Here is a 1,121-nt window from a genome sequence, read left to right as displayed (position 1 = left end):
AACTTCTTGAGTTTTCTCTATCTCGTCAGTGCTCTCTTTTGGCTCAAATGAAAGATCAACACAACCTAGGTCTTTGCCTTAAGGTGCGCTTAGTTAAACCAAATTAAACCAAGCGGACTTGGCTTCCCAGAAGGAAAAGAAAACTTAGGATCTGGAGAAGATGCGCCGCTCAAACTTCAGCCCAATCCAGATCACCCCGATCCCACAGGCCACCAACACCGCCGACTTGGCCAACAGGCCGGTTGGGTACTCGAAAAAGCGGGTCAGCACCACCAGGGTTAGCCCCAACAGTCCCTGCCAGAAGCGCCCCCGCCGCCCTTGCTGTAGCCCTTCCCAGCAGAGCACTGCTGACAGCCCCAGCAACAGCAAGGTCACTATCCAGGGGGCAAAGAGGACCAAGGCTGCTCCTGCCGTCACGTTCAAAGGCACAGCGCTGCCGATCCCCAGCAAAAGCGCCAAGGCAACCAGAGAAATCAGAACAGCAGCATCCTTCAGCCAAGACGAAACGGGCTGGGATCTCTTCTCCTGCCAACCCTGCCACCAGCCCCAGCCCGCCAGCAGCAGCAACCCCACTGCCGACAAGCTCGCCCAGGGATCCCCAACGTTCCAGAGGGGATCCTCGGAAAGATCGACCCACGTCCCGACGAAGCTCCAGACATAGAGCAGGACACCCAACCCCAGCAGAGCCAAGTTCTGGGCTGTCGGGGCCAAATCCAAGCCTTGCTCCAGCTCGCCGGGAAGCTCTGGATCCCTTCCTTCAGTTAAAACCCGGCTTAGCCAAGGCTTATGGCGTTGGTGCCACAGACCCAACCCCCACACAACTGCAACACCAAGCAGATGCAAAAGGGTTAAACCTTGGAAAGAGCTGCCCAAACGCTCGGCTAACCCTTGCAACGCCAGGCCAAAGTTCACCACGGCCAGGGCAAAAACCCAGCGAGAGCAACACCAATAGGCCAGAGGAACCAGCAGGCCCAGGGTCAACCAAGGATAGAGGATGACTCTAGTCAATAATAAGCTCAACTATACTGAAAATAATGTATAATATGCTCACTACGGATTACTACCAGTTGATCTTTCTGTTTACTTTCGAGTCTGCCAACATGGTAGCCAAAGCAAAGCAG

The 1,121-nt window shown here is 54.9% G+C and carries 1 protein-coding gene; it reads right to left on the bottom strand.

Translation table 11 applies throughout. From position 1 onward, the window contains the following. Positions 1–144 precede the first annotated feature (144 nt). Positions 145–1,008, bottom strand: a complete 864-nt coding sequence (locus tag NW840_RS11620) for a hypothetical protein (RefSeq protein ID WP_414344428.1) — start codon at positions 1,006–1,008, stop codon at positions 145–147. Positions 1,009–1,121 lie beyond the last annotated feature (113 nt).

The sequence above is a fragment of the Synechococcus sp. R5-13 genome, from assembly GCF_047462015.1.
Lineage (GTDB): Bacteria > Cyanobacteriota > Cyanobacteriia > Thermostichales > Thermostichaceae > Thermostichus.
The sequence above is the reverse complement of the archived record's forward strand: the minus strand, read 5'-3'. Positions and strand labels throughout refer to the sequence as shown.